General features: G+C 67.8%; 24 protein-coding genes. 8 read left to right on the forward strand and 16 right to left on the reverse strand.

Features of this window, described 5'->3' with window-relative positions; genetic code table 11:
- Window positions 1-17: 17 nt before the first annotated feature.
- On the forward strand, window positions 18-524 hold the full coding sequence (locus tag BHE75_RS01550; RefSeq protein ID WP_015458981.1) for a Dps family protein: 507 nt from the start codon (window positions 18-20) through the stop codon (window positions 522-524).
- Window positions 525-758: 234 nt separating this feature from the next.
- Here BHE75_RS01550 and BHE75_RS24810 read toward each other — a convergent pair whose 3' ends face one another.
- Complete coding sequence (locus tag BHE75_RS24810; protein ID WP_170112601.1) at window positions 759-1,424, reverse strand: Npun_F0296 family exosortase-dependent surface protein; 666 nt, start codon at window positions 1,422-1,424, stop codon at window positions 759-761.
- 377 nt (window positions 1,425-1,801) lie between these two features.
- Here BHE75_RS24810 and BHE75_RS01560 point away from each other — a divergent pair, with 377 nt between their 5' ends.
- The gene (locus tag BHE75_RS01560; RefSeq protein ID WP_015458983.1) at window positions 1,802-1,975 is read left to right on the forward strand and encodes a DUF1328 family protein; all 174 of its coding nucleotides are present in this window, start codon (window positions 1,802-1,804) and stop codon (window positions 1,973-1,975) included.
- A 25-nt stretch (window positions 1,976-2,000) separates the two neighbouring features.
- Here BHE75_RS01560 and BHE75_RS01565 read toward each other — a convergent pair whose 3' ends face one another.
- Both BHE75_RS01565 and BHE75_RS24325 read right to left on the reverse strand, forming a co-directional pair.
- Window positions 2,001-2,999 (reverse strand): ligase-associated DNA damage response exonuclease, encoded by a 999-nt coding sequence (locus tag BHE75_RS01565; protein ID WP_070931932.1) that lies wholly within the window; start codon window positions 2,997-2,999, stop codon window positions 2,001-2,003.
- Between the two features lie 63 nt (window positions 3,000-3,062).
- The gene (locus BHE75_RS24325) at window positions 3,063-3,239 is read right to left on the reverse strand and encodes a hypothetical protein (RefSeq protein WP_015458985.1); all 177 of its coding nucleotides are present in this window, start codon (window positions 3,237-3,239) and stop codon (window positions 3,063-3,065) included.
- A gap of 62 nt (window positions 3,240-3,301) precedes the next feature.
- Between BHE75_RS24325 and BHE75_RS01570 the strand changes: the two genes are divergently transcribed.
- Window positions 3,302-5,710: a ligase-associated DNA damage response DEXH box helicase gene (locus BHE75_RS01570; protein ID WP_070931934.1), complete on the forward strand. Its 2,409-nt coding sequence runs from the start codon at window positions 3,302-3,304 to the stop codon at window positions 5,708-5,710.
- On the opposite strand, the gene BHE75_RS01575 is transcribed toward BHE75_RS01570, so the two are convergent.
- A complete protein-coding gene (locus BHE75_RS01575) occupies window positions 5,707-6,126 on the reverse strand; it encodes an Rrf2 family transcriptional regulator (protein WP_015458987.1) in 420 nt (139 codons plus the stop codon). The two genes, BHE75_RS01570 and BHE75_RS01575, sit on opposite strands and share 4 nt — an antisense overlap.
- Before the next feature lie 83 nt (window positions 6,127-6,209).
- Between BHE75_RS01575 and BHE75_RS01580 the strand changes: the two genes are divergently transcribed.
- Window positions 6,210-6,656 carry a globin domain-containing protein gene (locus tag BHE75_RS01580; RefSeq protein WP_015458988.1) on the forward strand — a complete coding sequence of 149 codons (447 nt, stop codon included), beginning with the start codon at window positions 6,210-6,212 and terminating at the stop codon, window positions 6,654-6,656.
- 97 nt (window positions 6,657-6,753) lie between these two features.
- On the opposite strand, the gene BHE75_RS01585 is transcribed toward BHE75_RS01580, so the two are convergent.
- From BHE75_RS01585 to BHE75_RS01600, 4 genes are all read right to left on the reverse strand, one after another.
- Window positions 6,754-7,611, reverse strand: a complete 858-nt coding sequence (locus BHE75_RS01585) for an SDR family NAD(P)-dependent oxidoreductase (protein WP_070931936.1) — start codon at window positions 7,609-7,611, stop codon at window positions 6,754-6,756.
- 17 nt (window positions 7,612-7,628) lie between these two features.
- Window positions 7,629-8,387 carry a glucose 1-dehydrogenase gene (locus BHE75_RS01590; protein ID WP_070935357.1) on the reverse strand — a complete coding sequence of 253 codons (759 nt, stop codon included), beginning with the start codon at window positions 8,385-8,387 and terminating at the stop codon, window positions 7,629-7,631.
- Between the two features lie 110 nt (window positions 8,388-8,497).
- Window positions 8,498-9,259 carry an SDR family NAD(P)-dependent oxidoreductase gene (locus BHE75_RS01595; RefSeq protein WP_070931938.1) on the reverse strand — a complete coding sequence of 254 codons (762 nt, stop codon included), beginning with the start codon at window positions 9,257-9,259 and terminating at the stop codon, window positions 8,498-8,500.
- A gap of 15 nt (window positions 9,260-9,274) precedes the next feature.
- Window positions 9,275-10,459, reverse strand: a complete 1,185-nt coding sequence (locus BHE75_RS01600) for an acetyl-CoA C-acyltransferase (protein ID WP_070931940.1) — start codon at window positions 10,457-10,459, stop codon at window positions 9,275-9,277.
- 138 nt (window positions 10,460-10,597) lie between these two features.
- Between BHE75_RS01600 and BHE75_RS01605 the strand changes: the two genes are divergently transcribed.
- The gene (locus tag BHE75_RS01605) at window positions 10,598-11,434 is read left to right on the forward strand and encodes a class I mannose-6-phosphate isomerase (RefSeq protein ID WP_070931942.1); all 837 of its coding nucleotides are present in this window, start codon (window positions 10,598-10,600) and stop codon (window positions 11,432-11,434) included.
- Window positions 11,435-11,454: 20 nt separating this feature from the next.
- Here the strand turns inward: BHE75_RS01605 and BHE75_RS01610 are convergent, their stop codons facing one another.
- The gene (locus BHE75_RS01610) at window positions 11,455-13,335 is read right to left on the reverse strand and encodes an ABC-F family ATP-binding cassette domain-containing protein (RefSeq protein WP_070931944.1); all 1,881 of its coding nucleotides are present in this window, start codon (window positions 13,333-13,335) and stop codon (window positions 11,455-11,457) included.
- 81 nt (window positions 13,336-13,416) lie between these two features.
- Window positions 13,417-14,019 carry a DUF4142 domain-containing protein gene (locus BHE75_RS01615; protein ID WP_191225242.1) on the reverse strand — a complete coding sequence of 201 codons (603 nt, stop codon included), beginning with the start codon at window positions 14,017-14,019 and terminating at the stop codon, window positions 13,417-13,419.
- Between the two features lie 194 nt (window positions 14,020-14,213).
- On the opposite strand from BHE75_RS01615, the gene BHE75_RS01620 reads away from it, so the two are divergent.
- The gene (locus BHE75_RS01620; protein ID WP_070931946.1) at window positions 14,214-14,573 is read left to right on the forward strand and encodes an EF-hand domain-containing protein; all 360 of its coding nucleotides are present in this window, start codon (window positions 14,214-14,216) and stop codon (window positions 14,571-14,573) included.
- A 131-nt stretch (window positions 14,574-14,704) separates the two neighbouring features.
- The gene (locus BHE75_RS01625) at window positions 14,705-14,986 is read left to right on the forward strand and encodes a DUF3175 domain-containing protein (protein WP_015458997.1); all 282 of its coding nucleotides are present in this window, start codon (window positions 14,705-14,707) and stop codon (window positions 14,984-14,986) included.
- A gap of 39 nt (window positions 14,987-15,025) precedes the next feature.
- On the opposite strand, the gene BHE75_RS01630 is transcribed toward BHE75_RS01625, so the two are convergent.
- From BHE75_RS01630 to BHE75_RS01640, 3 genes are read right to left on the reverse strand one after another with little or no spacing between them, the layout of a single operon-like run.
- Window positions 15,026-15,223 carry a KTSC domain-containing protein gene (locus BHE75_RS01630; RefSeq protein ID WP_015458998.1) on the reverse strand — a complete coding sequence of 66 codons (198 nt, stop codon included), beginning with the start codon at window positions 15,221-15,223 and terminating at the stop codon, window positions 15,026-15,028.
- Between the two features lie 13 nt (window positions 15,224-15,236).
- Window positions 15,237-16,091: a glucose 1-dehydrogenase gene (locus BHE75_RS01635; RefSeq protein ID WP_070931948.1), complete on the reverse strand. Its 855-nt coding sequence runs from the start codon at window positions 16,089-16,091 to the stop codon at window positions 15,237-15,239.
- A gap of 58 nt (window positions 16,092-16,149) precedes the next feature.
- Window positions 16,150-17,949 carry a hypothetical protein gene (locus BHE75_RS01640; RefSeq protein ID WP_254684334.1) on the reverse strand — a complete coding sequence of 600 codons (1,800 nt, stop codon included), beginning with the start codon at window positions 17,947-17,949 and terminating at the stop codon, window positions 16,150-16,152.
- 546 nt (window positions 17,950-18,495) lie between these two features.
- Between BHE75_RS01640 and BHE75_RS01645 the strand changes: the two genes are divergently transcribed.
- Window positions 18,496-20,313: an ABCB family ABC transporter ATP-binding protein/permease gene (locus tag BHE75_RS01645; protein ID WP_070931952.1), complete on the forward strand. Its 1,818-nt coding sequence runs from the start codon at window positions 18,496-18,498 to the stop codon at window positions 20,311-20,313.
- Here the strand turns inward: BHE75_RS01645 and BHE75_RS01650 are convergent.
- The 3 genes from BHE75_RS01650 to BHE75_RS01660 all read right to left on the reverse strand — a co-directional run bounded on the left by BHE75_RS01650 (window position 20,310) and on the right by BHE75_RS01660 (window position 23,307).
- Complete coding sequence (locus BHE75_RS01650) at window positions 20,310-21,065, reverse strand: CPBP family glutamic-type intramembrane protease (protein ID WP_070931954.1); 756 nt, start codon at window positions 21,063-21,065, stop codon at window positions 20,310-20,312. The genes BHE75_RS01645 and BHE75_RS01650 overlap by 4 nt on opposite strands.
- Before the next feature lie 444 nt (window positions 21,066-21,509).
- On the reverse strand, window positions 21,510-22,883 hold the full coding sequence (locus tag BHE75_RS01655; protein ID WP_070931956.1) for a glutamate--cysteine ligase: 1,374 nt from the start codon (window positions 22,881-22,883) through the stop codon (window positions 21,510-21,512).
- Between the two features lie 64 nt (window positions 22,884-22,947).
- The gene (locus tag BHE75_RS01660) at window positions 22,948-23,307 is read right to left on the reverse strand and encodes a DUF4870 family protein (RefSeq protein WP_015459004.1); all 360 of its coding nucleotides are present in this window, start codon (window positions 23,305-23,307) and stop codon (window positions 22,948-22,950) included.
- Window positions 23,308-23,337 lie beyond the last annotated feature (30 nt).

Below are 23,337 nucleotides of genomic sequence, written 5' to 3' on the forward strand. Positions count from 1 at the left end.
CCAATAGGAGGACATTCATGGCGAAGACGCCCAAGGCCAAGCCCAAGCTCGCGACCCCGACCGACCTGGCGAGCAATCAGGTGAGCAATGTCGCGGATGCGCTGAATGCGATTCTGGCGGACAGCTTCGCGCTGTACCTCAAGACCAAGAATTTCCATTGGCACGTCTCCGGCCCGCATTTCCGGGATTATCACCTGATGCTGGACGATCAGGCGACCGATATTCTCGGCACGACCGACGAGATTGCCGAGCGCATCCGCAAGACGGGCGGCACCACGTTGCGTTCGATCGGCCACATCGCGCGCCTCCAGTCGATCAAGGATAATGACGCCGATTTCGTGCCCGCAGGCGATATGCTGCGCGAGCTGCGCGACGACAATCTGAAGCTGGTGGAGAAGCTCCACGAGGCGAAGGATATCGTCGATGCCGCCAAGGACAATGCGACCAGCGGCGTGCTCGACGACTGGACCGACCGCGCCGAACGCCGCGCCTGGTTCCTGTTCGAGGCCAGCCAGGGCGCCTGACCGGCCTTCCGGTCAACCGGTTCACCGGCGGAAGGGGTGGGCTGCCATGGCGGCCCGCCCTTTTTCTTGGCGGCGGCGAGAGGCCGGCGCCGCCCGGATTAGCTTTCCATCCTGGAGGATATCGGCGCTGCGGTCATGAGCCCCCGCCGATCCTGCACATATCGAAGATGAAATAGAAAAAGCGCCGCCGGCCCCCTGACCGACGGCGCTTTTCTCGCGCGATATTCGAAAGGATCAGGCGAAGAACACCCGCGTCCGCCGGATACGCATGGACGCGCCGATCAGCCCGAAGCCCGCGATCATCATCGCCCAGGTCGCCGGTTCGGGAACCGGATTGTTCTGGGGAAGAAGGCGTTCGATGAAGACATTGTCGAACTCGAACGCATTCTGGCCGCCCGAGGTGAAGACCAGCTTGGCCAGGTTCGTGCGATCGTCGCCGGTGATGGTGAACGTCACCAGCCGGTTCGAATCGGCGCTCGTCTGGTTGCCGTCGGCAGGCGCGATGCCGTCGGAGCCGCCCGTGAAGGTCGCCAGCACATTACCCAGCGCGTCCTGGAACTCGACCTGGTTGTAGTCGTCGATCGAACCCCAGATGAAGCTCAGCGAAAGGATCGCGTTGGGACCCGTCACGTCGAGCGTGCCGGGCGACACGCCGCCATCCGGATCGGCGCCGACCGAGGCATAGCCGCCGGTGCTGCCGAAGGGCTGGGCGCGATGGCCGCTGAGCGAATCGAAGAAGACCGATCCGTCCCAGGCCGCCGTCGGGCTGTCGAAATTATAGGTCGGCGCCGGCCCCGCATAGGGATCCGATCCGGGCACGCTGGATACGACGATGGCTGCGTGCGCGGGCAGCGCAACGGCGGTGCAGGCGGCAAGTGTAAGCAAAGCTTTCTTCAACACGGCGCTTCTCCTGTCGAAACCGACGACATAGATGCATGGCGCGTGCCAACATGGTGAATATCTGTATTTCAAGGATAATCCGATTCCGGTGGAATCGACTATGTAAAATCCGCCGACTCATTTCACGCATCGTTCGTTGAGTGTGTGAAATGACTATACGTAGTCTTTCGGTGATTCATCGGTGAATCCGGAGAGGTGATCGGATTCGCCTGATAATATATGTGTATTTATTGTAACCTTCATGGGTTCTTGCGCCTTCCGCGAGAGAGGGATTCCGCGGAGATATCGGCAAAAGGATCAGGATAATCCTTCCACGATGATGGAACGGGCTGATTCAGCCGGCGTTGTTCACGCATGAAGCCGTTGGGAGAAAATAGATGCTGAAATGGGCGCTGATCTTCCTGGTGTTGGGCGCGATTCTGGGGTTGCTGGGCTTTGGCGGGATCGGCGGCGCGTTCGTCGGCATCGCCAAGATCCTGTTCGTCGTGGCCATCGCCCTGTTCCTGCTGTTCGTCGTGCTGGGCATCGTCGCCGGCAAGAAGGTGGCGTAACGGCCGAGAATGCCTGGACGAAGGCCTAATCGTCCTCGTCCTCGCGGCCCGCGAGGTCCAATGCGCGGGCGCTGATCTGGCGGGCCGCGCACCAATGGGCAAGCGCGTCCTCGCGCCCGTGGGTGATCCAGACCTCCCCCGGCGCGATTTCGTGCAGGGTGCCGGTCAGTTCGTCCCAATCGGCATGGTCGGATATCACCAGCGGCAATTCCACGTTCCGCTGGCGCGCGCGCTGGCGGATGCGCATCCAGCCCGATGCCATGGCGGTGACCGGATCGGGCAGGCGCCGGGACCAGCGATCGTTGAGGGCGGATGGCGGCGCCAGCACCACATGGCCCCGGATATCGGCGGCGACCCTGCCCGTCGCCGGTTCCAGCGGCCCGAGATCCACCCCGAACTGCCGGTAGAGATCGCATAGCCGCTGCAATGCGCCGTGGATGAAGATCGGCGCGTTATGCCCGCGCGCCCGCAGCTCGGCGATCACCCGCTGCGCCTTGCCGAGCGCATAGGCGCCCACCAGCACGCAGCGATCGGGATTGGCCTGGAGGGTGGCGAGCAGCCGATCGATCTCCGATCCCGTATCGGGATGGCGGAATATCGGGAGGGCGAACGTGGCCTCGGTGACGAAGATGTCGCAGGGCACAGGCTCGAAGGGCGCGCAGGTCGGATCGGGGCGGCGCTTATAGTCGCCGGAGACGACGATGCGGGTGCCCGCCTGTTCCAGCACGATCTGGGCCGATCCCAGCACATGCCCGGCGGGCACGAAGCGCACCGACATGCCGCCCGGCCGCACGGTCTCGCCATAAGCGATGGCCTGGCCGTTCTGCGGCCCGTAGCGGGTTTCCATGATCGCCAGCGTCTCGGCCGTCGCGAGCACGCTTCCATGGCCGCCCCTGGCATGATCGGCATGGCCGTGGGTGACGATCGCGCGGGCGACCGGCACGGACGGATCGATCCACGCATCCGCTTCCGGCAGGTAAATGCCTTCCGCTTGAGGCCGTATCCAGGCGATCGATTGCCGCATGGAGGTTATATGGTCGATGCGCCGTCAGGTTCCATGCGCGGTGGTGCGCCGGCCCGGCAGCGCTCAGTGCAGCTTGGCGATCCTGATGCCGTCCTGCTTGGCGCGGTCCTTCACCGATTCCTCGCTGCGGGTCAGCGCCTTGGCGATGGCGCGCAGCGCCATGCCCTTTTCGGCCAGGCGGCGGAGCTTGGTGAGCTCGTCGGCGGTCCAGGGTTGTTTGTGCCGGACGAATTCGGCCATGGGCGTTTCCTTTCGTGCTTCCTCCTATCGCGGAGCATGCGGGCCGGATAGTCGTTGTCGCGATGATGGAGCTGCCGCCCGCGATCGCCCGATGGTTCGCCGCCCGTGGCTGGCGGCCGCGCCGGCACCAGCTTGAGATGCTGGAAGCCGCGCGCGAGGGGCGCGATGCGCTGCTGGTCGCGGCGACGGGTGCGGGCAAGACGCTGGCGGGCTTCCTGCCCAGCATCGCCGACCTGATCGAACGGCCGGCGGAAGGGCTGCACACCCTCTATGTCTCGCCGCTGAAGGCGCTGGCGGCGGACGTGCAGCGCAACCTGCTGACGCCGATCGCCGAGATGGGCCTGCCGATCCGGGTGGAGACGCGGACGGGCGACACCGCATCCAGCACCAAGGCCCGCCAGCGGGCGCGGCCGCCGCAGATGCTGCTGACCACGCCCGAATCGCTCAGCCTGCTGCTCTCCTATCCGGAAAGCCCGGCTCTGTTCGCGACGCTGAAGACGGTGGTGATCGACGAGGTCCACGCCTTCGCCAACGGCAAGCGGGGCGACCTGCTGGCCCTGTCGCTTTCCCGGTTGCAGGCGCTGACGCGGGGGATGCGGCGCGTCGCCCTGTCCGCCACGGTGGCCGATCCCGATGCCTATCGCGGCTGGCTTTCGCCCGATGGCGATATCGATGCGGTCGCGCTGGTCGAAGGCGAGCCAGGCGCGCCGGCGGAGATAGCGATATTGCTGCCGCAGGGGCATGTGCCCTGGTCGGGCCATTCGGGGCGCTATGCCGCCGCCGACGTGATGGCCCAGATCGCGGCGCACCGCACTACCATCATCTTCTGCAACACCCGCAGCCTGGCCGAGCTGATCTTCCAGGATCTCTGGAAGGTGAACGAGGCGTCGCTGCCGATCGGCATCCATCACGGTTCGCTGAGCCCGGAGGCGCGCGCCAAGGTGGAAGGGGCGATGGCGGAAGGGCGGCTGCGCGCGCTCGTCGCCACCGCCAGCCTCGACCTCGGCGTCGACTGGGGCGATGTCGACCTCGTCATCCAGATGGGTGCGCCCAAGGGTTCGTCGCGCCTGCTCCAGCGGATCGGCCGCGCCAACCATCGGCTGGACGAGCCCTCCCGCGCGCTGATCGTGCCGGGCAACCGCTTCGAATATCTGGAGGCGCGCGCGGCGCTGGATGCCGTGGAGGAAGGCGCGCTGGATGCGGAGACCTTCCGCCCCGGCGCGCTGGACGTGCTGGCCCAGCACATCATGGCCATGGCCTGCGCCAGCCCCTTCCAGGCCGACGACCTGTTCGCGGAAGTCGGCCAAGCCGCGCCCTATGCCGCCCTGCCGCGCGAGACCTTCGATCAGGTGCTCCGCTTCATCGAGAATGGCGGCTATGCGCTGCGCGCCTATGATCGCTTCCGCCGCCTGACCGAGGGCACGGACGGCCTGTGGCGCGTGAGCCACCCGAAGTTCGTCGTCCAGCACCGGATGAACGCGGGCATCATCGTCGATGCGCCGATGCTGGACGTCCGCTTTCGCAACGGGCGCAGCCTGGGCCGGGTGGAGGAAGGCTTCGCCGCCTCGCTCACGCCCGGCGATACCTTCTTCTTCGCCGGCCTCAGCCTGGAGGTGCAGAAGGTCGACCTGACCGACCTGATCGTGCGCGCCACCAGCCGGTCGGCCCGTATCCCCACCTATATGGGCGCGCGCATGCCGATCAGCACCAACCTCGCCGATCGGGTGCGCGCCTATCTGGCGGACAGCGCCGCATGGCGGCGGTTCCCGGACGAGGTGCGCGAATGGCTGGAGGCGCAGGCGCAGCGATCGGCGCTGCCCGAGCCGGGGCAATTGCTGGTCGAAACCTTCCCGCACGAGGGGCGGCATTTCATGGTCGCCTACAGCTTCGAAGGCTGGAACGCGCACCAGTCGCTGGGCATGCTGCTCACCCGGCGCATGGAGACGATGGGGCTGATGCCGCTGGGCTTCGTCGCCAACGATTATGCGATCGCCACCTATTCGCTCCATCCGGTCGCCGATCCGGCCAAGCTCTTCTCGCCGGACATATTGGAGGACGAATTCGTCCAGTGGGTGCAGCAGTCGGCGTTGCTGAAACGCGCTTTCCGCGNGGTGGCGGTGATCGGCGGGCTGGTCGAGCGCCAGCATCCGGGCAAGCGCAAGTCGGGCCGGCAGGTCACCTTCTCGACCGACCTGATCTATGATGTGCTGCGCCGCTACGAGCCCGAGCATCTGCTGCTGCGCGCCGCCTGGGCGGATGCACGCGCGCGGATGACCGACGTCGGCCGGCTGGGCGACCTGCTGGATCGCGCGGCCGATACGATGCTGCATATCGATCTGCCCCGCGTCACGCCGATGGCAGTGCCCGTGCTGGTGATGATCGGGCGGGAGACGGTGGCGCAGGGCCTGGCCGACGATGCCCTGCTGATCGAGGCGGAGGCGCTGGCGGCCGAGGCGATGCGGGCCGACTAGGGCGACGTTTCCAGCAAGGTCGCGATCCGGGCGCGCTGGCGGCTGATGTCCGCCAGGGTGTAGCTGTCCAGCACGGTGATGAAGGCGCGGGTGGCGCTGGCGAGCGCGCCGGTCAGCCCGCAGGCGGGCGCGATGATGCAGTCGCCGCAGTCCACGACGTCCAGATCCTCGGTATCGCGCACCACGGCGCCGATATTGATCTCCGCCGCCGGGCGGGCGAGGCGCAGCCCGCCATTGCGCCCGCGCACCGCATCGACATGGCCGGCGCGCGCAAGCTCGTTGGCCACCTTCATCAGATGGTTCTGCGAAATGTCATAGGCACGGGCGATCTCGGCGATCGAGCAGAGCCTGTCGGGCCGCGCCGCCAGGTAGAGCAGCACGCGCAGGGCATAGTCGGTATGGCGGGTCAGCTTCACCCGCCGATAATATGCATTTCTGTTGCATCTTTCCAGCGGGGCGAATAGATGCATTTCAGAAGCATGATTATACGGAGATGCATATGGCCGCCCGTCTGAGCCCCGAAGCCACCGCGATCGTGAAGGCCACCGCGCCCGCGCTGCAGAAGCACGGCCTCGCCATCACCACGCGGATGTATGAGCGGCTCTTCGTCGATGCCGACATCAAGGCGATGTTCGATCAGGCGGCCCAGCAATCGGGCGAGCAGCCGAAGCGGCTGGCGGCCGCCATCCTCGCCTTCGCGCAGAATGTGGACAAGCTGGAGGCGCTGACCGGCGCCGTCGAGCGGATGGCCGCGCGCCATGTCGCCACCGGCGTCCGCCCGGAACATTATCCCGCCGTCGCCGCAGCCCTGCTGCCGGCGATCCGCGACGTGCTGGGCGAGGACGTCGCGACTGACGCGGTGCTTGCCGCCTGGGCCGAAGCCTATGGCGTGCTGGCGGATATCCTCATCGGCCGCGAGGCGAGCCTCTACGCCGAAGCGGCGTGACCGGCGGCCTTATACCGGGGCGCCGGGATGCTGACGCATCACGCCCCGGAAAGGCTCAAGTGCCGCAAGGGCTTAGCCAGGGCTCGATGAGTGAAACTCATGAAGCCCTGCCATTGGGCGCTTCCTCGCCGCGCAGCACGGCGTCGATCGTTTCGGAACCGAAGATGCCGCGCGCGAGATGGGTGAGATCCGGGTTGCGCCGCAGCTCGTGCCCGCCGTCGACCGCCAGGCTCTGTCCCGTCACCCAGCCCGATTCCGGGCCGGCGAGGAAGCGCACGCCGCGGGCGATATCCTCGGGCGCGCCCGCCCGGCCCATCGGCATCTGATCGATGAAGGGCTGGATGATCGCCGGATCGTCGAACATCGCGCCGGTCGCCTCGCTGCGCGTCATGCCGGGGCGGATGGCGTTAATGCGGACATTGGCGCCGGCCAGCTCGTCGGCGGCGGTGCGGACGAACTGCTCCAGCCCGCCCTTCGCCGTGCAATAGGCGCCCAGCCAGGGGAAGGGCATCATCGCCGCCGTCGAGGATATCAGCACGATCGATCCGCCCGCCTTCATGCGCGGCACGCCGTAGCGCACGGCCAGGAAGGCGGTGATGATGTTATAGTCCAGCTCGGCCCGGAACGAATCCGCGTCGTGCATCAGGATCGGGCGAAAGCCGCCGCCGCCGACGGTGGGCACGATGATGTCCAGCCGCCCGCTCATCGCCACGGCCTTGTCGAGCCCCGCCTCGACATCGGCCTGCTGGCCGGCATCGCCGACATGAAGATCGATCCGGGCGCCGGGCACGTCGGCGATCAGCGCCTCGCGCGTCCGCTCCAGCGCCTCGCCCCGCCGGCCCATCAGCAGCACCTCGGCCCCGTCCTGCAGCAGCAGGCGGGCGGTGGCGCTGCCGATGCCGCCGCTGCCGCCGGTGATGAACGCCGTCTGTCCTTCCAGCACGCGATCCGCCATCGCCCTGATCCTTCCGCTTACTGGACCGAAAGGCCCCCATCGACGAGCAGCCCGTGGCCGACCACGAAGCCCGATGCCGGCGATGCCAGCCACAGGATCGCCTGGGCGATATCATCCGGTTCGGCGGCGCGGCCGATCGGGTGGGCGGCGCCGACGGCGGCGGCGGCCTCGGCCGAGGTGCCGACATTGTCGATCAGGATCGCGGTGCGCACCGCCGCCGGGCAGACCGCGTTGATGCGGATGCCGCTCGACGCATATTGCAGGGCGGCCGCGCGGGTCATGCCCAGCACGGCATGCTTGCTGGCGGTATAGGCCGGCTTGTTGGCGACGCCGTTCACCGAGGCGAGCGACCCGACATTGACAATCGCGCCGCCCTTGCCTTCCATCGCGGCGATTTCCGCCTTCATGCACAGGAACACGCCGCGCGTGTTGATGCTGTGGATGCGATCGAAATCCTCGAGCTTCCACTGCGCGACCGGCACCACCTCCAGGTCGACGCCGGCATTGTTCACGGCGATGTCCAGCCCGCCATAGCTGTTCACGGCATGGTCGACGATCGCCTGCACGTCTTCCGGCTTGCTCACGTCGCAGCGCACGAAGCTGGCGGTGCCGCCCCTGGCCGCGATCAGCGCCACGGTTTCCTCGCCGCCTTTTTCCGATACGTCGCCCACGACGACCCTGGCGCCGCTGGCCGCCAGCGCCTCGGCCGTCGCCCGGCCGATCCCGCCGCCGGCGCCGGTGACGAGCGCGACCTTGCCCGAAAAATCATACGTCATGCGCATCTCTCCATTGATCCCTATCGGGTAGCCGCCCGCCACCGCCGCTGCCAGCGGCAGGCGACGGCGGCATTCGCGATAGGGACATTAAATAGGGATGGGCGTGTGCCTTATTTCGGCGCCATGCGGATCGCCCCGTCGAGGCGGATCACCTCGCCGTTCAGCATCGGATTGGCGACGATGCTTTCGACGAGCTGGGCATATTCCTCGGGCTTGCCCAGCCGGCTGGGGAAGGGCACCTGCCGGCCCAGCGATTCCGTCGCGGCCGGCGGCAGGCCGGCCAGCATCGGCGTCCAGAAGATGCCCGGCGCGATGGTGACGACGCGGATCGCATATTGGGCGAGATCGCGCGCCACCGGCAAGGTGAGGCCGACGACGCCGCCCTTGGAGGCGGCATAGGCGGCCTGGCCGATCTGCCCGTCATAAGCGGCGACCGAGGCGGTGTTGACGATCACGCCGCGCTCCTCGCCCACGGGATCGGCCTGCGCCAGCCGGGCCGCGAACTTGGACAGCAGGTTGAACGTGCCGACCAGGTTGATCTCCACCGCCTTGCGGAAGGAATTGAGCGGATGGGGCACGAACTCCCGGTTGAACGTCTTGATCGCGGGCGCGATGCCGGCGCAGTTGACGAGGATGCGGGCCACCCCGTGCGCGGCCTCGGCCGCCGCGATGGCATCCGCGACGCTGGCGTCGTCGGTCACGTCCACCTTGAAGAAAAGCCCGCCGATCTTCACGGCGGCGGCTTTGCCGGCCTCCTCGTTCAGGTCGAAGATGGCGACCTTGGCGCCCCGCGCGGCGAGCATCTCCGCCGTGGCGCCGCCCAGCCCCGATGCGCCGCCGGTGACGATGGCGGCTTCACCCCTGATATCCATTTTCAGCCTTCCGTTTCAGCAGAGTTCGAGAGCGACGGCCGTGGCCTCGCCGCCGCCGATGCAGAGGCTGGCGACGCCGCGCTTCAGCCCGCGCTGCTGGAGCGCCGCGACCAGCGTGGCGATGATCCGCGCGCCCGATGCGCCGATGGGATGGCCGAGCGCCGTCGCCCCGCCATTGACGTTCAGCTTGTCTACCGGGATGCCGAGGTCCTTGGCGGCGATCATCGGCACCACGGCGAAGGCCTCGTTCACCTCGAACAGGTCGACATCGTCCACGCTCCACCCGGCCTTTTCCAGCACCTTGCGCATCGCATCCACCGGGGCGGTGGTGAACAGCGCCGGGGCATGGGCGTGTGCCGCCTGGGCCACGATCCGCGCCACCGGCTTCAGCCCCTGCGCGTCCGCCGTGCTTTGCCGCGTTATCACCAGGGCGGCGGCGCCGTCGGAGATGGAGGCGGAGCTGGCGGCCGTGATCGTGCCGTCCCTGGCGAAAGCGGGCTTCAGATTGGGTATCTTGTCCGGCATGGCGTTGCCGGGCTGTTCGTCGGTGTCGACCGTCACCGGCCCCTTGCGGGTGACGACCTCGACCGCCACGATCTCGCCGGCGAAGGCGCCGCTCTCGATCGCGGCCTTGGCGCGGGACAGCGAGCGGAGGGCATATGCGTCCTGCTCCTCGCGGGTGAACTGATAGTCGCGCGCCGTATCCTCGGCGAAGGCGCCCATCGGCTTGCCCTTGTCATAGGCATCCTCCAGCCCGTCCATCATCATCGTATCGATCACGCGGTCATGGCCGATGCGCGCGCCCGAACGGTGCTTGGGCAGCGCATAGGGCGCGTTGGTCATGCTCTCCATCCCGCCCGCGACGATGATGTCGGCCGATCCGGCGGCGATCGCCTCCGCCGCCATGATCGCCGCCTGCATGCCCGATCCGCACATCTTGTTGACGGTCGTGGCCTCGACCGACTGGGGCAGGCCCGCGCCCAGCGCCGCCTGCCGCGCCGGCGCCTGGCCCAGCCCGGCCGGCAGCACGCAGCCCATGTAGATCCGCTCGATCGCGGCGGGATCGACGCCGGCCCGCTCCACTGCCGCGCGCACCGCCGTCGCGCCCAGATCGGTCGCGGATGCCCCCGCCAGCGCGCCCTGGAAGCCGCCCATCGGCGTCCGCGCATAGGACAGGATCACCACGGGATCGCTGCTCATAACTCCAAGCCTTTCAAATATCAGGCGGGGGCGCATAAGGCCCCGCCTCCGGGAACCTGTTGTCTAGATATCCCCCCTTCGCCATTACTCAAGGGAACAGGCGACGTCCCCTCATGTTGTGCTGATTCGGAGATAGTCATGCCCGCCATCCGCCTCACGACCAAGCGTGTCGAGAAACCCTGGGGCCGCATGAAATTGTGGCCGGGCTTCGCCGATGTTCCGGCCGGCGGCGATCCGGTGGGCGAGATCTGGTTCCAGGCACCGGAAGGACGCGATCCGGTGCTGCTCGTCAAATATCTCTTCACCAGCGAGAAGCTGTCGATCCAGGTGCATCCCGATGACGAGCAGGCGCGGGCGCACGGCTATTCGCGCGGCAAGGACGAGGCGTGGGTGGTGCTGGCGGCGGAGGCGCATGCCACGATCGCCATCGGCACCCGTTTCCCGATGACCCGCGAGGAGCTGCGCGAGGCGGCGCTCGACGGATCGATCGAGGACAAGATGTGCTGGAAGACGGTGAAATCCGGCGACGTCTATTATTCGCCCGCCGGCACCGTGCATGCCATCGGCGAAGGGCTGACGCTGGTGGAGGTGCAGCAGAATGTGGACCTCACCTATCGGCTCTACGATTATGGCCGCCCGCGTGAGCTGCATCTGGACGACGGGATCGCGGCATCCGATCCGGTCCCTTACGTCGCCACCTATATCCCGCGCGAGGTGGCGCCCGGGCGGATGGTGTTCGCCGACGGGCCGGCCTTCGTGCTGGAACGGTGGACGGGCGCGCGGCGCACCGCGATCAAGGCGGGCGAGGGGCGGCCGATCTGGCTGATCCCGATCGGCGGCGGCGAGGGCCGGATCGACGACGAACCCTTCACCGCCGGCGGGGTGTGGATGATCGAGGACGAGGCGACGCTGGACGTGGGGGACGATGCCAACCTGCTGGTCGCCTATCCGGGGCAAGGCGTGATCGGGTTATAACGCCCGACCCGGCTGGATCGTCACGGCGTTGATTCGAGCGCCTCGCTCGCTTCCAGCCATTCCGCCTCGGCGGTCTCGAGCTTCGCCTCGACATCGGCGCGGCGCTTCATCAGCGTCGTCATCGTCTGGTCGCGGTCCTGCGGATCGGCGCTGGCGGGATCGAACATCGCCCGGTCGAGCGCGGAGCGCCGCTCGCCAAGCTTCCTGATCTGCTCCTCCGCCGCCTTCACCCGCTTGCGAAGCGCGGCGTTGCGCTCTCGCGCCTCGGCCGCGGCGCGGCGATCGTCCTTGCGGCTGGTCTTCGCCTCGCCGCTGCCGGATGCAGCGCGCGCCTGCTCGCCCCGGCCGAGGACGAGATCGGTATAATCGTCGAGCGTGCCGGCAAATTCGCGCGCGGTGCCGCCGTCGACCAGCACCAGGCGGTCGGCGGTCAGTTCCAGCATGTGGCGATCATGGCTGACCACGACCACCGCGCCTTCATAATCGTTGAGGGCCTGGACCAGCGCCTCGCGCGCATCGACGTCGAGGTGGTTGGTCGGCTCGTCGAGGATCAGCATGTGCGGCGCATCGCGGGTGATGAGCGCGAGCGCCAGCCGCGCGCGCTCGCCGCCGGATAGCTTGCCGACCTCGATCGTCGCCTTGTCGCCCGAAAAGCCGAAGCGGCCGAGCTGCGCGCGCACGGCGGCGGGCTTCGCATCGGGCATCAGCCGGCTCATATGCTGGAGCGGCGTATCGGCGGCGTCCAGCTCCTCCACCTGATATTGGGTGAAATAGCCGACGCGCATCCGGCCGGCGGTGGTGACGGTGCCTTCCATCGGCACGAGCTGGGCCGCCAGCAGGCGCGCCAGCGTCGTCTTGCCGTTGCCGTTGCGGCCGAGCAGCGCGATGCGATCGTCGGGATCGAGCCGCAGGTTGAGCCGCGACAGAATGGTGCGATCGCCATAGCCGACGGCGGCGAGGTCGAGCGTGATGAGCGGCGGCTTCAGCCCGTTTTCGGGGCTGGGGAAATCGAAGCTCATCGTCGGGTCCTCGACGACGGCGGCGATCGGCTCCATCTTCGCCAGCGCCTTCACCCGGCTCTGCGCCTGCTTGGCCTTGGTGGCCTTGGCGCGCCAGCGATCGACGAAGGCCTGCAGCTTGGCGCGCTGGGCAAGCTGCTTCTCGCGCGAGCTGGCCTGCAGCGCGAGCCGCTCGGCCCGCTGCTTCTCGAACGCGTCATAGCCGCCCGGATAGAGCGTCACCCGCCCCTTATCGAGGTGGAGGATGTGATCGACGACATTGTTGAGCAGGTCGCGCTCATGGCTGACGACGAGGATCGTGGCGCGATAGCTTTTGAGGAAATTCTCCAGCCACAAGGTCGCTTCGAGATCGAGATGGTTCGAAGGCTCGTCGAGCAACAACAGGTCGGGCTCGGAGAAGAGGAGGGCGGCCAGCGCCACGCGCATCCGCCAGCCGCCCGAGAAGCTGTCGAGCGGGCGATGCTGCATCTCCTCGTCGAAACCGAGGCCGATCAGGATCTTGGCGGCGCGCGCGGGGGCCGAATGGGCGTCGATCGCGTTCAGCCGCTCGTGAATCTCGCCCAGCCGGTCGGGATCGTGGCTGTGCTCCGCCTCGGCGAGCAGGGCGGCGCGCTCGATATCGGCGGCGAGCACGGTTTCGAAGGGGCTGGCGGACCCGGCCGGCGCCTCCTGCGCGATATAGCCCATGCGCGCGCCCTTCGGCATGTCGACCGATCCACTATCCGCCTCGCCCTGGCCGGCGATGACGCGCATCAGCGTGGACTTGCCGGCGCCGTTCCGGCCGATCAGCCCGACGCGGCTACGTGGCGGCAGCGCCGCCGTCGCATTGTCGAGGATGAGGCGGCCGCCGAGCCGCACCGTGATTCCGTTGATCGTCAACATGGAGCGGGCCGATAGCAGGGACGGCGCGCCGGACAAAGCCGCCCGCCGCCGGATTGCCGGCGGGCGGGCGGAAAGAGGGCCTTACAGGCTGTTCTTGAGCGTCCTCGCCATATCGAGATGCTTCTCGACGATAGGCACGATCTCCTGCGCGGCGGTCTTGAGCGGCAGGATATCGCCTTTTTCGGCATAGGCCCGCAGCAGCGACAGCGCGTCCTCATGCGCGTCGACCTGGCCGGCGATATAGGCCTTGTCGAAATCGGCGCCCTTGAGCTTGTCGAGATCGGCCAGCTTCGCGCCCTGATCCCTGGTGAGCGAGGCATCGGGGGTGAGCGCGGGCCGCGCCTCCTTGGCCGCGTCCTTCAGCTTGGCGGTGGACTGGGTATGCGCCTCCACCATCATCACGGCGAAATCCTTCACCTTCTGGCTGGCGGCGTGATCCGCCGCGAGGCGGGCGGCGGCGATCTCGAACGCATCGCCGCGTGCTGCCTTGTCGACGAATTCCTGGTTGCCGGGGGTGGGCGTCAGCGCATCGACGGTAGCATCCACGGCGTTGCCCGCGACGTTGCCGGCGGCCTCCATAGACCGGTCGACGGCGTTGGCCACACCCTCCGCGGACTGTTCGGCCTTGGGGCCGCAGGCGGCGAGCGCCAGGGCGAGCCCCGCGACCGATGCCGTTCGCAGCATTGCTTTCATCCTGTCCTCCTTTCCGAAGGGAAGGGAACGCATCGGCATGGTCGCCGTTCCGGCCGGCCCGCCGGGGCGCGTCGGATGGACATTTCCGGCCCCTCATCGGTTGATGCCGGTACGAACGACGGCGAGCCCCGGCGCACGGACGCCCAGGGCCGGCCCCGCATCATGAACAGTCAAGGAGAAATGCCATGAAACGCAGCCTGATCGCGATCGTCCTGTTGATGGGAACGGCATCGGCGGCTTCGGCGAACGATGGGAAATCGATGGACGCCAACGGCGACGGGACCGTCACCAGGGCGGAATATGACGCCGCCACCCAGGCCGCCTGGACCAGGATGGATGCCAATGGCGACGGCAAGCTTTCCGCGGCCGAAGCGGGCGCCAAGGGCGCCGCGGGCTGGAAGACGGCGGACGCGGACGGGGACGGCCAGCTATCCTCTGCCGAGTTCAGTGCCAAGAAGGGCGCCTGGTTCGCCATGGCCGACACCGACAAGGACGGCAGCCTGAGCAAGGCCGAGCTGACCGCTGCGAAAGCGATGAAGCATTGAGGACCTGAAGGTCGGCCGGCCCCTGGGGGCGGGCCGGCTGGTCTCCCATTCGGGCACCAGCGAAATGATTGGAACCGGCAGCGCCGCGTCCGGTTGATTCGGGCTTTCACGGACAATCGCAGGGCATCGCCATGACGAGGAAATGGTCGCAGGAAGTTACGGAGCATTCCGACGCGCTCGATCTGGACGAGGGCGTTTTCGCCGGGGACGATCCCGCCAGGATCGCGGCGTCGCTCAAGCATTCGGCCGAGCATAGCCGGCGCCGCAAGGGCACGCCCTTCCAGTCCGCCATGAGCATGCTGACCTTCTACATCAACCGCGCCGGCAAGCAGCTGCCGGCCAGCCGGCGCCGCACCCTCAACGAAGCGAAAGACGAGCTGCGCAAGGCGTTCGGCCGGCCCGCGCACGGATAATCGATTTTCCGGCGATCGGAGCCGGTCGCTTGGCTGGGATCAGTCGATCCGCTCCGCCGGGAAGCGATCGCGGATGCGGCGGTTGAAGAAGCGGCCCCGCGACGGCGCGGCACGGAACTGGCGGACAATCTCGGCCGGAACGTCGCTGTAGCGATAGAGCCGGCCGCCGACGAAACGGACGAGCAGCCGGTGCCCGTCCGGATCGTAATCGAAGGCGCGGATCACGCTGGACGGCATGGCGCCGCCATCCTCAGCCGTTCACCACCGTGCCGCCATTGGGGTGCAGCACCTGGCCGGACATGTAGGACGCATCCTCGCACGCCAGGAACAGGAAGGCAGGCGCGACCTCGTTGGGCTGGCCGGGGCGGCCCATCGGCGTGCTTTCCCCGAAGGTCGCGAGCTTTTCCGGCGAGGCGCCGCCGCTGGGGTTGAGCGGGGTCCAGATCGGACCGGGGGCGACGGCGTTGACGCGGATGCCCTCGTCCACCAGATTTTCGGACAAAGCACGGGTGAAGGCGGTGATCGCGCCCTTGGTGGCGCTGTAGTCCAGCAGCTCCTTCGATCCCTGATAGCTCGTCACCGACGTGCAGTTCACGATCGCCGAACCCGGTTCCAGATGCGGGCGCACCGCCTGCGTGATGAAGAACATGCCGAAGATGTTGGTCTGGAAGGTGCGGCGGAGCTGCTGCTCGCTGATATCGGTGATGTCCTGATCGGGATGCTGTTCCCCGGCATTGTTGACGAGCACGTCGATCCGGCCGAGCTTCGCCACGACTTCCGCCACGGCCCGCTCGCAGAAGGCCTTGTCGCCGATGTCGCCGGCAATGGCGATCGCGCGGCGCCCTTCGGCGCGGACGATGGCGGCGGTGGCTTCGGCATCCTCATGCTCGCAGAGGTAGAGGATGGCGATATCCGCGCCTTCGCGCGCGAAGAGGGCGGCGACGGCGCGGCCGATGCCGCTGTCCGCCCCGGTTATGAGCGCGACCTTGCCGGCGAGGCGGCCCGAGCCCGGATAGCGGGGGCGCCAGTCCGGCGCGGGATCGAGATTCGCCTCGCTGCCCGGAAGCGCATCCTCATGGATCATCGGTTGCGGCGCCTGTGCCATCCTGCCTCTCCTCCTCGATCCGCCCGCATGCGGGAAAACCGGCGAAGGAGGCGGAGGTTCAGGGCGCTGCGGCGGACGGAGCGCGCGGCGGGATCAAGCCTGCGCGGGCGAGCACGGCGAGGCTGTGATCGCGCAGGCGCTGCGGCATCATCCAGCGGCGATACATGGAATCGGGGTCCTGCGCGGTTTGCGGGTCCACCGCCTCCAGCCGCGCCCAGGCCGCCTTCGCCTTCGCCATATCCCCAGCGCTGGCGGCGACGACGGCGCGCACCAGCTCGTTGGAAGCCTGGATGGTGGCGGTTGGCGGCGGCAGCGCATCCACCATCCGCTGGGCGGTGGCGATGTCGTTCCTGTCGAGCGCGAGGTAGATCAGCATGTTGCGGGTGCCGAGCGGCGCTTCCGGATCGAGCTTCACCGCCCGGCGGATCAGATCCTCGGCATCGGGCTGCCCGCAGTTCAGCAGCAGCAGGCCGGCAATCCCCATCAGATCGGGGTCATAGGGGTTGAGCTCCAGCGCGCGGCGGCTGCTGCGGACGGTGAGCGCGCAGGTGCCCGCGAACTGGGAAGCGCGGGCGAGCGTGAGCTGGATGAAGGCGTTGTAGGGATCGGCCATCGCCGCGCGCCGGGCATAGGCCAGGCTGGTGACGGCGATATCGTCCGGCGCGGACGGATCGAGCCGGTAGACCTTGCGGTCGAGCTCCAGGAAGGATTTGGCGGCAAGCGCCATCGCATGGCCGGGCTCGAGCGCGAGCGTGTGATCGACGCATTCGCGCAGGCGCAGGTTGAGCGCGGCGTTGCGATCGCGGCGATAGCGATCGAATTCCAAGAGGCAGCGGTGGCCCGGCGCGAAACGGTCGCCTTCCACCGCGCGGGTGGCGGTGGCGATCACGCCATAAGGCTGGATCAGCTCGGTGACGATAGGCGAGAGCGCGGTCCTGATCGCGTCCGGCCCGTCGCCGATCGCGGCCTGGCCCGTCCAGACCAGTTCACCCGAACGGATGTTGGTGAGCTGGAGCTGAAGCTCGGGCTCGGCGCCGCTGGTGAGCGTGCCGGTCAGGCGGAAATAGGGACGGCGATTCGGCGGTTCCTGCGCCAGCTCGCGGCGGACGGCCTCGCTCGCCTCGGCCTGGGTGACGCCCTTTTCCTCCTCGTGCAGGCGGATCAGCCAGCTCCGCCTGAGGCCGTCGACCAGGAAGGTATCGATGGACCGTTCGATCGCGGTCCTGTCGGCAGGGCCGGTGATCGGCGCGAAGCTCAGCTCGGGCGGCAGGGTGAGGCGATTGGGGTCGCCCGTCATATCCGTGTCGGCGGGATGGGTAAGGTAGATGGCGGCGCCGACCAGGGCGGCGACCACGATCGCCAGCAGGGTGCCGACGATGGCGATCCAGGGCGGTGACGTGGCGGGCGCCCCGCCTTCGCCCGCCATGGGCGGGGTGGCAGTTCCCGTTGCGGGTTCGCCGATGGCGGTGGACGAATCGGGCGCGGCGGCCGGCGATGGGACATCCGATTCGAAAAAGACCCGATACTGGCCCGGCGGAATGTGGAGGCGGATGCCGTCCGCCACGCCTTCGCGGGCGTAGAAGGCCTCCAGCATGCGGCGCAGGCGGCCGACCTGAACGCGGGGATAGCTATCGGCCTGGGCATCGAAATCGTCGGGGCGGCCGAGACCATCCACCGCCACGGCATAGGCCTTCAGCGAATCGCCGCGGCCGGCCAGCGTTTCGGCGACAAGGAAGTCCAGCAGCCGGCGCATGACGGGCGCGCGCGCGAAATCGGTCGCGGCGGAGATGCGCGCCACCTCCGCTTCGATTCGCCGGCCGTCCACCCCGCGAGGAACAATGTCAGCCTGGTCTGCCACACCCCCTCATTTCCGGCCGCCTGTCCCACCGGCCGCGATTCTCCGCCCGGCGCTGTAACGGTAACAGCGTAGGCGTTACGTTTCGATAAACCCAGAAAGTCGATGTGTCACCATCGGTTGCGCTGCATGCGACGAACGGGGGAACCGAGCAGTAAAATGCGGTCTCTTACTTAGTTTCGGGGGGCGATCGGGGCATAAACGGGATCAGCGGAGGCTAAGCGCCACCGCGAAGCGATCCGGCTTCGAGTGCCGGCGGGTTGGAGGTTCTGGTCCCCCCAAAACGCCGGTGAAGACGGTCGCCAAGAGTGGTCGAGCCCGCGTTCAATGTTCTGCCCCCACGGAACGAACGCGGTGCATCTACCGGCCTCGCTCTTCCGGCTGCGGCCCACCCCCACTGGGCCGCAGCCGGCACGAGCCGGACAACCCGGCTTTCTTCCCGAAACCTTCCCCTTCCGCCGCGCCGATCGCATCCTGCGGGCGTTCGTAACCGATGCTTGCGCCCGGCAGGCACTGGCGTTCGGCCAAGCGTGCTCTATCTAGGGCGCCATGCCGCCTGATCGCCCATCCGACACCGCCAGCCCGGAAGCCGGCCTCGCCGCGCTGAAGCGCTTTCTCCCCTATCTGTGGCCCGCCGACAATCCGGCGCTGCGGCTGCGCGTGGTGGTGGCGCTGGCGCTGGTGCTGCTGGCCAAGGCGGCGACGCTGGTCATGCCCTTCGCCTACAAGGCGGCGATCGACCGGATGGCGCCGGGGCTGGAGCCGGCGGTGGGCCTCGCGGTCGCGCTGGTGGTCGCCTACACCGCCGCCCGCTTCGGCGGCGTGCTGTTCGACAATATCCGCAACGCCATCTTCGAACGCGTCGGCCAGGATGCCGCGCGGCGGCTGAGCGAGGACGTGTTCCGCCACCTCCACGCGCTGTCGCTGCGCTACCACCTCGAACGCCGCACCGGCGCGCTGACCCGCATCATCGAGCGCGGCACCAAGAGCATCGACACGATGCTCTATTTCCTGCTGTTCAACATCGCGCCGACGATCATCGAGCTGGTGGCGGTATGCGCCATCTTCCTCGTCAAGTTCGGCTGGGGGATGGTGGCGGCGACGCTGGTGATGGTGGCCGCCTATATCCTCTTCACCCGCCGCGTGACCGAATGGCGCATGGCGGTGCGCCGGCTGTGGGCCGAGCAGGACGGCGCCGCCACCCAGCGTGCGGTGGATTCGCTGCTGAATTACGAGACGGTCAAATATTTCAATGCCGAGGATGTCGAGCAGCGGCGCTACGCCACCGCCGTCCGCCGGCTGACCGACACGACGGTGAAGGTGGAGACGTCGCTCGCCGCGCTCAATATCGGCCAGTCGCTGATCACCAACCTGATGATGGCGGGCGCCATGGCCTATACGGTGTGGGGATGGTCGCGCGGCATGTTCACCACCGGCGATGTCGTGCTGGTCAACACGCTGCTGGCCCAGCTTTTCCGTCCGCTCGACATGCTGGGCATGGTCTATCGCGAGATCCGCCAGGGGCTGATCGACATGGAGGCGATGTTCGGCCTGATCGATACGCCGCCCGAGGTGGTGGACAGGCCCGGCGCGCCGGCGCTCAAGGTCGCGGGCGGCGCGCTGCGTTTCGAGGACGTGCGCTTCGGCTACGATCCCGACAGGCAGATATTGAAGGGCGTGAGCTTCGCCATCCCGGCGGGGGGCACGCTGGCGGTGGTCGGGCCTTCGGGCGCGGGCAAGTCCACGCTCGCCCGGCTGATCTACCGATTCTACGAGATCAGCGGCGGCCGCATCACCATCGACGGGCAGGACATAAGGGAGGTCAGCCAGTCGAGCCTGCGCCGCGCCATCGGCATCGTGCCGCAGGATACGGTGCTGTTCAACGATACGATCGGCTACAACATCGCTTATGGCCGCGACGGCGCGACGCACGAGGACGTGGAGGCGGCGGCGCGCGGGGCGGCGATCGACAGCTTCATCCGGTCGCTGCCGCAGGGCTATGACACGCGGGTGGGCGAACGCGGCCTCAAGCTTTCGGGCGGCGAGAAGCAGCGCGTGGCGATCGCCCGCACGCTGCTGAAGAATCCGCCGATCCTGATCCTGGACGAGGCGACCAGCGCGCTCGACAGCCGCACCGAGGACGAGATCCAGACGACGCTGGATGCGATTTCGGAACGGCGCACGACGATCATCATCGCCCACCGCCTTTCCACCGTGGTCCATGCCGACGAGATCGTGGTGATGGAGGCGGGCCGCGTCGTCGAGCGGGGATCGCATGCTGCCCTGCTGGAGGAACGCGGCGTCTATGCCGAGATGTGGGCGCGCCAGCAGGCGGAGCGCGCGGCCGAGCTGGTGGAGAAAGATTAGGCCCGCGCCGGCCGCCGGAACTTCCAGACCAGAAGGAGGGCGAGCGCGGCGCTGCCGAGGCGGAGGCCGATGCCCAGCCAGCCCGAGGCCGCGTTTTCCGACACGGAGAATATCGTCCAGGCGGCGTTGAGCGAGACGTGGAGCACCCAGCCGCTCCAGATGCCGTAGCCGTCCAGCGCATCGAGCAGCGCGAAGATCGCGCCGCCCAGGCCGGTGATGACGAAGATCTGCAGGGCGATGGCGCTGAATTCGCCCCCGCCCGATCCGATCCAGTGGACGAGGCCGAAGCCGATTGCCTGCATGGTCACCGCCAGCCCGAGCGGCCAGCCCAGCGCCCGCCGGGCGAAGATGAAGCCGAAGCCGCGAAAGGCGATCTCCTCGGCCAGCGGGAAGGCGAAGGCGAGCAGCGCGAGATCGAGCGCGGACCAGTCGCGGGCCAGCGTGCCGTTGATCGCGAGGCCGATCCAGCAGGGAAGGGTGGCCAGCGCGGTGAGCAGCGGCCCGCGCCAGCCGTTGAAGCCAAGGCCGAGGCTGCGGGGCACCCCGGCGAAACGGCGGAGCAGCAGGGCGCCGCCGGCCAAGACGATGGCGACCGCCAGCAGATTATCGAGAATCGACCCGCCATAAGGGATGGGCAGGCGGGGAATCGGCAGCCCCATGGCGGCCGCGAGATCGCGCGCCTCCTGCGAAAGCGCGAGGACCAGGACGACCGCGATGCCGGACAGCCAGCCGCGAAGCGCGTTCCGTTGCAAGATCGTGAGCCCCCATTTGCTTCATGCGAGTGGCTTACTGTGTTGCATGGGTGATACGGTGAGGCAATGGGGTGCGCCAGGATCGTAAGCGAAGTCCGGGCTGCGCGGGCAGGCCCCAGCCGATAGGTTGCCGGGTTTCGGAATGCCGGACGGGCCTGACTGACGACCGAAAACCGAGGGAGCGGACATTTCGCAGTCTCCTCCCNCCCCCCAAAAAAAAAACGTCATTCCCGCGCAGGCGGGAATCCATGGACGGCGGCTGGCTCGATTGAGTCGATAGCTCCCGACACAATGGATTCCCGCCTGCGCGGAGTGACGAGTGGGAAAAGGTAAGTTGGCGGCCTCTCCACCGCTGCTGAAACGCGTTCGGCAGGGGGGCGAGGAGGGGGCGAGTCCCCCCCCTGCTTCCCGCCCGCGTTGGCCCGACGATCTGGGGCGGCCCCCCTAGAAGCGCATGTCCTCATAGACGCGGGAGATGTCGCCGCCCCATTCGCCATGATATTTGTCGAGGAGGCGTTCGGCCGGGGTCTTGCCGGATTCGACGATCTCGCGGATCGGATCGAGATAGCCCTGTTCGCTGTCGCCGGTGCCGTTGAGGCGGGCGCGGGCCGAAAGGCCGGCATCGGCGATGGCGAGGATCTGCTGGCCGAGCTGCTGGAAGGTGCGGCCGCGCGGTCCCTGGGCCTTGAGGCCGAGCCTCGGCACCTCGGCGCGGATGCGGTGATGGTCCTCGATCGTCCAGTGCTTCACCTCGTCCCACGCGGCGTCGAGCGCGGTCTGATCGTAGAGCAGGCCCACCCAGAAGGCGGGCAGCGCGCAGATCCGGCCCCAGGGGCCGCCATCGGCGCCGCGCATCTCCAGAAAGCTTTTCAGCCGCACTTCGGGGAAGGCGGTGGAAAGATGATCGTTCCAGTCGCCCAGGCGCGGCTTTTCGCCCGGCAGCGCCGGCAGCTCGCCCTTCAGGAAATCGCGGAAGCTCTGGCCGGCGGCATCGACATAGCCGCCGTCGCGGAAGACGAAATACATCGGCACGTCGAGCATGTAATCGGCATAGCGTTCATAGCCGAAGCCGTCCTCGAACACGAAGGGCAGCATGCCGGTGCGGTGCGGATCGGTATCCGTCCAGATATGGCTACGGAAGGAGAGGAAGCCGTTGGGCTTGCCTTCGGTGAAGGGCGAATTGGCGAAGATCGCGGTGGCGAGCGGCTGGAGCGCCAGGCTGACGCGGAACTTCTTCACCATGTCCGCTTCGCTGGAATAATCCAGATTGGCCTGGATGGTGCAGGTGCGCAGCATCATGTCCAGCCCGAGGCTGCCGACGCGCGGCATGTGGCGGAGCATGATCTCGTAGCGGCCCTTGGGCATGATCGGCAGGTCGGCGCGGGTCTTGTCCGGCCAGAAGCCGAGGCCGAGATAGCCGAGGCCGAGCCGGTCGCCCACCGCCTTCACCTGTTCCAGATGACGGCCGGTTTCCGCGCAGGTCTGGTGCAGGTTCTCGAGCGGCGCGCCGGAAAGCTCGAGCTGGCCGGCCGGCTCCAGGCTGACATTGCCGTCCGGGCCGGCGAGCGCGATGACGTTCTCGCCCTCATAGACCGGTTCCCAGCCATATTTGGTGAGCCCGATCAGCAGCGCGTGGATGCCGCCCGGCTCCTCATAGGAAGGCGCGCGATGATCCTTGAGCCAATAGACGAACTTCTCATGCTCGGTGCCGACGCGCCAGCGTTCGCGGGGCTTTTCGCCGTTCGCGAAGATGGAGAGAAGGTCGTCGCGACCCTCGATCAAGGGGTCTTCCTGGCCCGATGCGGTGCGCGTGCTCATTCTCGCGCCCATAGCGACCGGAGCGGCCCTTAGCCAGTGATCAGTTGCGGTTGGAGACGCGCCGCTACCAGAGCCAGCTTTCCGGGTTGGCGATGGGCTGGCGCTTCTGCGCGGCGAGAAGGGCGAGCACGGTGCGCACCACCACCCAGATGCCGATCACCACGAAGCCGATGAAGCCGATCAGCACCAGCATCAGCACCGTCGACACGCAAGCGGCGACCAGCGCGATCCAGAAAGTGCGGATGTGGAAGGTGTAATGGCTCGTCTCCCAGCCCGATCCGGCTTCGCCCCGCCAGACATAAGCGAGGATCAGGCCGATCAGCGCGGTGATGCCGACCACGAAGCTGCCGAGATAAAGCAGCGCGATGATCGTGGGATGATTGAGGTCGAAGCCCGCCTGCGGGCTGGTGCCGGGTTCGTTCATTGCGATCCTGCCCCCGTTCCTGTTGGCCCA

The sequence above is a fragment of the Edaphosphingomonas haloaromaticamans genome (assembly GCF_001853345.1).
Taxonomy (GTDB): domain Bacteria; phylum Pseudomonadota; class Alphaproteobacteria; order Sphingomonadales; family Sphingomonadaceae; genus Sphingomonas_E; species Sphingomonas_E fennica.

Bases quoted from the DNA above. Each gene is read 5' to 3' on its own strand.
- BHE75_RS01580 (WP_015458988.1), top strand. From the start codon at position 6,210: ATGGCCGCCCGTCTGAGCCCCGAAGCCACCGCGATCGTGAAGGCCACC.
- BHE75_RS01600 (WP_070931940.1), bottom strand. From the start codon at position 10,459: ATGAGCAGCGATCCCGTGGTGATCCTGTCCTATGCGCGGACGCCGATG.
- BHE75_RS01630 (WP_015458998.1), bottom strand. From the start codon at position 15,223: ATGCCGTCCAGCGTGATCCGCGCCTTCGATTACGATCCGGACGGGCAC.
- BHE75_RS01605 (WP_070931942.1), top strand. From the start codon at position 10,598: ATGCCCGCCATCCGCCTCACGACCAAGCGTGTCGAGAAACCCTGGGGC.
- BHE75_RS01660 (WP_015459004.1), bottom strand. From the start codon at position 23,307: ATGAACGAACCCGGCACCAGCCCGCAGGCGGGCTTCGACCTCAATCAT.
- BHE75_RS24325 (WP_015458985.1), bottom strand. From the start codon at position 3,239: ATGGCCGAATTCGTCCGGCACAAACAACCCTGGACCGCCGACGAGCTC.
- BHE75_RS01615 (WP_191225242.1), bottom strand. From the start codon at position 14,019: ATGCTGCGAACGGCATCGGTCGCGGGGCTCGCCCTGGCGCTCGCCGCC.
- BHE75_RS01610 (WP_070931944.1), bottom strand. From the start codon at position 13,335: ATGTTGACGATCAACGGAATCACGGTGCGGCTCGGCGGCCGCCTCATC.
- BHE75_RS01590 (WP_070935357.1), bottom strand. From the start codon at position 8,387: ATGACGTATGATTTTTCGGGCAAGGTCGCGCTCGTCACCGGCGCCGGC.
- BHE75_RS01565 (WP_070931932.1), bottom strand. From the start codon at position 2,999: ATGCGGCAATCGATCGCCTGGATACGGCCTCAAGCGGAAGGCATTTAC.
- BHE75_RS01595 (WP_070931938.1), bottom strand. From the start codon at position 9,259: ATGGATATCAGGGGTGAAGCCGCCATCGTCACCGGCGGCGCATCGGGG.
- BHE75_RS01645 (WP_070931952.1), top strand. From the start codon at position 18,496: ATGCCGCCTGATCGCCCATCCGACACCGCCAGCCCGGAAGCCGGCCTC.
- BHE75_RS01550 (WP_015458981.1), top strand. From the start codon at position 18: ATGGCGAAGACGCCCAAGGCCAAGCCCAAGCTCGCGACCCCGACCGAC.
- BHE75_RS01635 (WP_070931948.1), bottom strand. From the start codon at position 16,091: ATGGCACAGGCGCCGCAACCGATGATCCATGAGGATGCGCTTCCGGGC.
- BHE75_RS01655 (WP_070931956.1), bottom strand. From the start codon at position 22,883: ATGAGCACGCGCACCGCATCGGGCCAGGAAGACCCCTTGATCGAGGGT.
- BHE75_RS01560 (WP_015458983.1), top strand. From the start codon at position 1,802: ATGCTGAAATGGGCGCTGATCTTCCTGGTGTTGGGCGCGATTCTGGGG.
- BHE75_RS01585 (WP_070931936.1), bottom strand. From the start codon at position 7,611: ATGGCGGATCGCGTGCTGGAAGGACAGACGGCGTTCATCACCGGCGGC.
- BHE75_RS01625 (WP_015458997.1), top strand. From the start codon at position 14,705: ATGACGAGGAAATGGTCGCAGGAAGTTACGGAGCATTCCGACGCGCTC.
- BHE75_RS01620 (WP_070931946.1), top strand. From the start codon at position 14,214: ATGAAACGCAGCCTGATCGCGATCGTCCTGTTGATGGGAACGGCATCG.